The sequence below is a fragment of the Endozoicomonas sp. SESOKO3 genome (genome assembly GCF_024606255.1).
The window spans coordinates 1-8,345 of the sequence record NZ_JAHHPR010000088.1 but is presented as its reverse complement, the minus strand read 5'-3'; the positions used below and the strand labels follow the sequence as shown (position 1 = coordinate 8,345).

At 41.9% G+C, this 8,345-nt stretch carries 6 protein-coding genes; all 6 read right to left on the bottom strand.

Annotated elements, in window-relative coordinates:
• Window positions 1-1,164 (bottom strand): hypothetical protein (locus KDK18_RS01400; RefSeq protein WP_257252654.1); only part of this gene is annotated, 1,164 nt, incomplete at its 3' end.
• Window positions 1,165-1,341: 177 nt separating this feature from the next.
• A complete protein-coding gene (locus tag KDK18_RS01395) occupies window positions 1,342-2,766 on the bottom strand; it encodes an RING finger protein (RefSeq protein ID WP_257252652.1) in 1,425 nt (474 codons plus the stop codon).
• Window positions 2,767-3,022: 256 nt separating this feature from the next.
• Window positions 3,023-4,462: an RING finger protein gene (locus KDK18_RS01390; protein ID WP_257252651.1), complete on the bottom strand. Its 1,440-nt coding sequence runs from the start codon at window positions 4,460-4,462 to the stop codon at window positions 3,023-3,025.
• Window positions 4,463-4,725: 263 nt separating this feature from the next.
• The gene (locus tag KDK18_RS01385) at window positions 4,726-6,180 is read right to left on the bottom strand and encodes an RING finger protein (RefSeq protein WP_257252650.1); all 1,455 of its coding nucleotides are present in this window, start codon (window positions 6,178-6,180) and stop codon (window positions 4,726-4,728) included.
• A gap of 113 nt (window positions 6,181-6,293) precedes the next feature.
• Window positions 6,294-7,691 (bottom strand): RING finger domain-containing protein, encoded by a 1,398-nt coding sequence (locus KDK18_RS01380; RefSeq protein ID WP_257252649.1) that lies wholly within the window; start codon window positions 7,689-7,691, stop codon window positions 6,294-6,296.
• Window positions 7,692-7,859: 168 nt separating this feature from the next.
• Window positions 7,860-8,345: RING finger protein (locus KDK18_RS01375; protein ID WP_257252648.1), on the bottom strand; the 486-nt coding region annotated here is incomplete at its 5' end.

The window sequence follows — 8,345 nt, the reverse complement described above, 5'->3', positions numbered from 1 at the left end:
TAATTCCTGTCGTAGTTGGGCTATCAGTTCATTTTGTTGTTGAATGACTATTGACGGATCCTGATGCTCAGAATCCGATTCCTCAACGGAACCGTCGCTGTCTGGCGATGATGCCTCCGATAATGTAGGTGTGAGGTCAATACCCACAATACTGTATGTAAACACATGCATGCCACCCAGAGTATCCATAAACTCAGGTACGGGGTGCGAATTTCCAGAGCAGCAATGGCTGGCTATATTCTGGTAGATCATAGGCAAAAGCTCGTATGGCAAGCAGCAGATCAACATGGCTTCCAGTGTCTCATGCGATTCCGTTCCTGAATTCAGGCGCTGGAAAGCTGCTGTTGCCATTGCAGTTAAACCGATTAGAAGTGCTGTCTCTGCGTCCAATTCTGCCATATTTAATTGATTGGCAAGGCTTTGCGGAAAATTATATTCAGTGATATTTTCAGAAAGCAATGCACGGTCGAATGCTCGATCGTAGCTTTCTCCGGTATATATGTTATCCGACACTCTAAAGCCGACATAAAGTTCTTCTCTGGAAAGAAAGTGAGGACCAAGAAAAGCAAAAAACATCACGACCAGATCATTATTAACACTGACATGATGAGACTTATGTGCCGCCGGAGCTAAATAGAAACAGTTGAAATAAGGATTACTGTTGCCATTTATATTGGCAGACAAAAAAAATTGTTCAAAAAGATTTTTTGCCGTTTCATTAATTATCTCTCTATCTACCGAGCTTTGACCATTGATCCTATTTATATTAATAGCGAATATACGATGTATTAATCTCAGCATTCTTTGAATGCGACCTTTTCGATACAGGGAATCACCCATATTCACATAATGAAAATATAACTCGTTCAGACGATTAAAGCCTTGCTCAGTAACCTCGTAATCTTCACAGGTTTCCATTCGCTCATCTCCAGATAGATCGGCAGAGGCTAAATTAAGCCTGACAAAGCCAATGCGGATGTTTTCAAGTGGGCTCATGCCGGGTTGACTTGTGCTATTTTGTTGTTTTTTTGAAAGCGGTTTCCAGCTTGTCATTTGATACTGTAGATATTCTTCAAGGCCATAGGTGTCGTTTGCCAGCCCCTGCTGATAAAAAAACAAAAACAGTGAAAACAAAAGCGGATTAAAGGAATACCATAAGGTCATACTTTCACCTTCATTCGAAAAAACTGCACTACTCTAACTGCAAATCACCCTTAACAAATAATCAACTGTCGTATAAAGAAGCCTTGCAGACTTCATTATCCAAGGCTTTGGCAACAGACTGTTTAACCCCCGCTTTACTGCATTCCTCAAAAAGCTATACTAGCACTGTTCGCGCATTCAATAAAAAGACTTGTCTATAACCTTCATGTATGACGACGGTGTCTCCCGACAAAACGGACAGTCCCTCTGCTCATCTATAATTCGCCCGGCACAAAACTCGCAAAAACCAGCATGTCCACAACTTTGTAACACCCTAATGTCTGCCACTGGATTGAAACAAATTGGACATTTTTTGCTTCCTTCTGAGACTCCTCCAACTGCACCTGCTTCCTCCGTTGCAGGTTGGCTTGCTAATTCCTGTCGTAGTTGGGCTATCAATTCATTTTGTTGTTGAATGACTATTGACGGATCCTGATGCTCAGAATCCGACTCCTCAACGGAACCATCGCTGCTTGCCACCTCAGAATAATCCAATAGATATTCCAGGCTTTCTGCCGATGTTGCAGATGTGAGGTCAATACCCACAATACTCTGTGCAAAGTCCTGCATACCATCCTCGGTATACATAACCAAAGGTACAGGGCATGAGTGTCCTGGGCGGCAATGGCTAGCTATATTTCTGTATACAGTGGCAAGTAGCTCGAATGGCAAGCAGCTTATCAACAAAGTTTCCAGTGTCTCATGCGATTCCGATCCTGAATCCATGCGCTGGAAAGCTGCTGATGCCATTGCAGTTAAACCGATTAGAATTGCTGTTTCCGTGTCCAATTCAGCTGTATTTAGTTGATTGGCAATGCTTTGCGGAGAATTATATTCAGTGATGTTTTCAGAAAGCGATGCACGGCCGAACGCTCCATCGTAGCTTTTTCCGGTATATCTGTGAATCAACGTTCTAAAGTAAGTATAAAGTTCATCCTTAGAAAGAAAATGGGGACCAAGAAAAGCAAGAAACATCAGGACAAGACTGTTATTAACACCAACATTATGGGAGAGATGTGCCGTCGAACCCGGATAGAAATAATGGAAATAAGGATTAATGCTGTCATTTATGTTAACAGACAAAAAAAATTGTTCAAAAAGAATTTTTGCCCTTGCATTGATTAGCTCTTTCTCTGCTGCACTTTGCCCATTGGTCTTATTTATATTAATAGCGAATATACGATGTATTAGCCTCAGCACTCTTTGAATACGAACCTTTCGATACTGTGGGTGACCCATGCTCACATAATTAAAATAAAAGCTTATCATCAGTTTAAATTCTTGTTCAGCAACCTCATATTGTTCACAGATTTCCAGTCGCCCATCTCCGGATAGATCTTCAGAGGCTAAATTAAGCCTGACAAAGCCAATACGGATGTTTTCAAGTGGGCTAATGCCAGATTGATTTGTGCTATTTTGTGTTTTTTTTTCAAACGGTTTCCAGTTTGTCACATGATATTGGTGAAATTCTTCAAGACCATAGGTGTCGTTTGCCAGTCCCTGCTGATAAAAAAATAAACACACTGAAAACAAAAGCGTCTTAAGGGAATACCATAAGGTCATACTTTCACCTGCTCTCGTTTAAACAACTGCACTACTACAACTGCCATTTACCCTTGATAGAAAATATCTACTGTCGTATATATAAGCTTTACAGTACCCGTTATTCATGACTTTGGTAACAGACAGTTTAATCTCAACTTTATTACGCTCCACGAAAGGTTATAACAATCAATGAAGTTTAGAGTGGGTACAGCTGTGCCTCTCGTTCTTAAGCAAACACAAAGCATCAGGCAGTACGCCGACAAGGTTCGAGCCTTCAATAAAAAGACTTGTCGATAACTTTCACATATGAAAACGGTGTTTTCCGACAAAACGGACAGACCCTCTGCTCATTTATAATTCGCTCAGCACAACACTCACAAAAACCAGCGTGCCCACAATTTTGCAACAGCATAATGTCTTCGACTGGCTTGAAACAAATTGGACATTTTTTGGTTTCTCTTGTGGCTCCTCCAACTGCTCCAGCTTCTTCTGTTGCAGGGTGGCTTGCTAATTCCTGTCGTAGCTGGGTAATCAGTTCATTTTGTTGTTGAACGACTACTGACTGATCCTGATCCTCAGAATCCAACTCCTCAACAGACTCCTCACTGCCTGAATACTCAAAATAATCCACTAAAAAGTCCAGGTTTTCTGGCGATGATGGCTCCAATAATGAGGGAGTGGGATCAATACCCACAATATTGAGTGTAAACGCTTGCATGCCAACCAGAGTGTACATAGCCCCGGGTACAGGGCACGAACGCCCAGAGCGACAATGACTGGCTATATTGCGGTAAACATTGGGCAGAAGCTCGTATGGCAAGCATCTTATAAACACGGTTTCCAGTGTCTCCTGCGATTCCAACCCTGAATCCATGCGCTGGAAAGCTGCCGATGCCATTGCAGTCAAACCGATTAAAAGTGCTGTTCCTGCGTCCAGCCCGGCTGCATTTAACTGATTGGCAAGGCTTTGCGGAGAATTATATTCATTGATATTGTCAGAAAGCAGTGTACTATCGAACGCTTGATCGAAGCATTGTCCGGTATATATGTCACCCAACATACAAAAGCAGGTATAAAGTTCATCCTTGTAAAGAAAGTGGGGACCAAGAAAAGCAAGAAACATCAGGACCAAATCGTTATTAACATCTATATAATTGGACTGTGGAGCACCCGGAATTGAATAGAAATAATTAAAATAAGGATTGCTTACACCATTTATATTGACTGTTCCAAACAATTGCTCAAAAAGACTTTTTGCCGTTGCATCGATTAAATCTCTCTGTGCCAGGCTTTGTTGCCTAATGGTCATATTTATATTTATAGCGAAGATACGATGCATTAGCCTCAGCATTCTCTGAACGCGAACTTTTCGATAATGAAAATCACCCATATTCACATAATTAAAATAAAAACTGATCAGGCGATTAAAGTCTTGTTCAGCAACCTCGTAATTTCCACAGAGTTCCAGTCGATCATTCCCAGATACATCATCAGAGGCTAAATTAAGCCTGACAAAGCCAACACGGATGTTTTCAAGTGGACTCATGCCGACTAGATCTGTGCCATTTTGTTGTTTTTTTGAAAGCGGTTTCCAGTTCGCCATTTGATACTTGCGAAATTCTTCAAGGCCATAGGTGTCATTTGCCAGCCCCTGCTGATAAAAAAACAAACACACTGAACACAAAAGCGTCTTAATGGAATACCCTATGGTCATACTTTCACCCGCATTCGTTAAAACAACTGCACTAGCGAACTGTAATTTACCCGAAACAAATAAACTTTGTCGTATAAATAAGCCTTGAAGAATGACTCATTCAGGGCTTTTTCAGCAGACAGTTTAGCCCCGTTTTATTTCACTCCACAAAAGTTTGTAACAATCGATGGCATTTATAGTAGGTACCAATAATGGGCACAAAGTGTGACTCTTGTTCTCAGGGAAATAGAGTATCAGGCAATACACCAGCACTGTTCCCACAGTCAATAAAAAGACTTGTCGATAACCTTCATATATGAAAACGTTGCTTCCCTACAAAAGGGACAATTCTTCTGCTCATCTATAATTCGCCCGGCACAACCCTCGCATAAACCAGCGTGCCCACAACCCTGTAACACCATGATGTCTTCGATTGGCTTGAAACAAATTGGACATTTTTTGGTTCCTCCTGAAGCACCTCCAACTGCACCGGCTTCCTCCGTTGCAGGTCGGCTTGCTAATTCCTGTCGTAGTTGGGCTATCAGTTCATTTTGTTGTTGAACGACTATTGACTGATCATGATTCCCAGAATCTGGTGCCCCAAAGGAATTCTCACTATCTGAATCCTGATCGTTAAATACCAGATATTCAAGGCTTACTAACGAAGATGCCACTGGTAATACTGGTGTGGGGTCAATACCCACAATACTGTGTGTAAACTCTCGCATACCATCATCGGTATAAATAGCCCTCGGTGTCTCGTGCGAGCGCTGAGTGTGGCAATGGCAGGACATCCTGTCGTGAATAGTCGAGAGAAACTCGTATGGTAAGCATCTTATCAACAAAGTTTCCAGTGTCTCTTGCGATTCCTGTCCTGAATTCATGCGCTGAAAAGCGGCTGATGCCATAGCAGCTAAGCCGATTAGAAGTGCTGTTTCTGCGTCCAATCCAGCTGCACTTAACTGATTGGCAAGACTTTGCGGAGAATTATATTCATTGATATTTTCAGAAAGCAATGCACGATCACATGCTCGAGCGCAGATTTTTCCGATATATCTGCCAGACAGCACTTTAAAGCTGATATAAATTTCGTGCCTGGTAAGAAAATGAGGGCCAAGAAAAGCAAGAAACATCAGAACCAGATCCTTATTAACACGAATATAATTGCACTCAGGCGCCTCCGGAGCGGTGTAGAAATAATTGAAATATGGATTACGGCTGCCATTTCTGTTGACAGATAAGAACAAATTTTCAAAAAGGCTTAGTGCCTTTGAATTGATTAAGACATGCTCTTCCTGGTTTTTTCCATTGGTTATATTTATATTAATAGCGAATATACGATGCATTAGCCTCAGCATTCTTTTAATACGATTTTTTCGATGTTGAGGATCACCCATGTTCACATAATTAAAATATAAATCGTTCAGACGATTAAAGTCTTGCTGAGCAACCTGGTAATCTTCACAGGTTTCCAGTCGCCCATCTCCATATGCATTGTCAGTTTCCAGATTAAGTCTGACAAAACCAATACGAATATTTTCAACCAGGCACATACCGGGTTGACTTGTGCTACTTTGTTGTTTTTTTGAAAGCGGTTTCCAGTTCGCCATTTGATACTGGCGAAATTCTTCAAGGCCGTAGGTATCATTTGCCAGCCCCTGCTGATAAAAAAACAAACACACTGAAAACAAAAGCGTCTTAAAGAAATACTCTGGAGTCATACTTTCACCTGCTCTCATTAAAACAACTGAACCAGTACCACTGGAATTTATCCGAAATAAATTAACCACTGTCACAGCCTTGCAGGCCCTCTTATTCAGTGCTTTGGCAACAGATCAGCAGTACAGACACTTCAACGAGAAGACATGTCGAAAAGCTTCCTGTAGGAGTTCGATTTTATCCGACAAAAGGGACAGCCTCTCTGATCCTTTATACATTGCTCAATACAACCCCGGCAAAAACCAACGTGCTCACAACTTTCGAAGCCCATCATTTCTTTCAATGGCTCTAAACAAATTGGACATTCTTTTACTCCTCCTGAGGCTCCTCCGGCTGCACCGGCTTCTTCTGTTGCAGTTTGGTTTGCTAATTCCCGTCGTAGTTGAGCTATGACTTCATTTTGATATTGGATGACTATTGACGGATCCTGATCTTCAGTAGAACCCCCTCTGTCTGAATCCTGAGCATAATCCGATCGATAGTCCTGCCTTTCAGACGATGTTTCCGTTGTGGGGTCAATACCCAAAATACTGTGTGTAAACTCTTGCATGCCACTCAGGCTGAACATAACATTAGGTACAGAGCATGGGTGTCCCGGACTGCAAAAGTTGGCCATATTGTTGTAAACAATGGCCAGAATCTCGTATGGCAAGTATCTTCTCAACAATTTTTCCAGTGTATCTGGCCATCCCAGTCCTGAATTCATGTACTCAAAAGCGGCTGTTGCCATTGCAGTTAAACCGATTAGAAGTGCTGTTTCTTTGTCCAATCCGACTGCATTTAATTGATTGCCAATGCTTTGCGGAGAGTTTTCTTTATTCATACTTCCAGAAAGAAAGTCACGAATGAATACTCGACCGATACTTTCTCCGGTATAGCTGTAATCCAACATTTTGAAGTAGGTATCAAGATCCCCCCTGGAAAGAAAATGGGGACCAAGAAAAGCAAGAAACATCAGGATCAGACGGTTATTAACACCGACATAATTATGTTGGCGTTTCGCTAAACCATAGAAATATTGGAAAGAAGGATTACTGGCACCCTCTGTGTTTTCAGACAAAAATAATTGTTCAAAGAGGCTTTTTGCCGTTGTATTGATGAGTTCTTTGTCATCCGCTCTATGTCCATTGGTCTTCTTTATATTTATAGCGAATATACGATGTATTAATCTTAATGCCCTTTGAATGCGAACTTTTCGAAAAGGCATCTCCACATAATTAAAATAAAAGTTGATCATACGGTTAAAGTCTTGCTCAGAAACCTCGTAATCTTCACAGATTTCCAGCCGCCCATCTCCAAATACGTCCTCAGATTGCAGATTAAGCCTGACAAAGCCAATACGGATGTTTTCAAGTGGGCATATGACGGGTTGACCTGTTTGCCTTTGTTGTATTTCTGAAGGCGGTCTCCAGTTTTTTTTTTGATACTCACGATATTCTTCAAGATCATGGGTGTCATTTGCCAGCCCCTGCTGATAAAAAAACAAAATCACTGAACACAAAATCGTCTTAAAGGAATGTCCTAAGGTCATACGTTCACCTGAATTTGTTTACATAACTGCATTATTGAGCTGCAATTTATCCACAACAAATAAACCGCTGTCGCATAAGGAAGCCTTGCAGGCTCGCTTATTCAAGGCTTTTGCAACAGGCAGCTTAACCCCGCTTATTACACACGACATATAGCACTGTGCACACATTCAATGATGAGACATAAAGATGACCCTCAAGTATGATAGCGGTCTTTCCCTGCAAAAGGGACAGTCCCTCTGCTCATCTATAATTCGCCGAGCACAATTTTCGCAAAAGCCAGCGTGTCCGCAACTTTGTAACACCATAATATCTCCCACTGACTTGAAACAAATGGGGCATCCTTTTGCTCCTCCTGTGGCTCCTCCTGTGGCTCCTCCTGTTGCACCAGCCTCCTTTGTTGCAGTTTGGTTTGCTAATTCCAGTCGAAGTTGGGTTATCAGTTCATTTTGTTGCTGAATAACTATTGACGGATCCTGATGCTCAGAACGCGGCTCCTCATCAGAAGTCTCAATGCCTGAAGCTCCATTGACTGAACTCTCGGTGTCAGAACTCTCGGTGTCTGAACTCTCGGTGTCTGAACTCTCGGTGTCTGAACTCTCGGTGTCTGAAGTCACGGTGTCTGAAGTCACGGTGTCTGAAGTCACGGTGTCTGA

Bases quoted from the DNA above. Each gene is read 5' to 3' on its own strand.
- KDK18_RS01390 (WP_257252651.1), bottom strand. From the start codon at position 4,462: ATGACCATAGGGTATTCCATTAAGACGCTTTTGTGTTCAGTGTGTTTG.
- KDK18_RS01385 (WP_257252650.1), bottom strand. From the start codon at position 6,180: ATGAGAGCAGGTGAAAGTATGACTCCAGAGTATTTCTTTAAGACGCTT.
- KDK18_RS01380 (WP_257252649.1), bottom strand. From the start codon at position 7,691: ATGACCTTAGGACATTCCTTTAAGACGATTTTGTGTTCAGTGATTTTG.
- KDK18_RS01395 (WP_257252652.1), bottom strand. From the start codon at position 2,766: ATGACCTTATGGTATTCCCTTAAGACGCTTTTGTTTTCAGTGTGTTTA.